Annotated in this window: 1 protein-coding gene; it reads left to right on the top strand. The window is 57.4% G+C overall.

Annotation, left to right across the window (positions count from 1 at the left end):
• A partial coding sequence (locus tag AACW06_RS20575; protein ID WP_202884141.1) for a hypothetical protein occupies window positions 1-249 on the top strand: 249 nt, incomplete at both ends.

The raw sequence follows: 249 nt of genomic DNA, 5'->3' as shown, positions 1-249 counted from the left end.
CGGTGCCAACACTTACCATCGCGGATGCTGCGGACGGCAGCGTGAGCGTGGCCGAAAACAGTGACGGCGTTGAAACCAACGTGACCCTACCAACGGGTGTGGAAGAAGGCGATACCATCACCTTAACCATCACCAACCCAGATGGTAGCACCACGGAGCAAACCTACACCGTGACGGCGGCGGATCTTGCCAATGGCAGCGCCGACATCACCATTCCAAGCTTGACAGCGGAAGGTAACTACAGCATCA

The organism is Vibrio sp. S12_S33 (genome assembly GCF_963889785.1).
Classification (GTDB): domain Bacteria; phylum Pseudomonadota; class Gammaproteobacteria; order Enterobacterales; family Vibrionaceae; genus Vibrio; species Vibrio aestuarianus.
The sequence above is the reverse complement of the archived record's forward strand: the minus strand, read 5'-3'. Positions and strand labels throughout refer to the sequence as shown.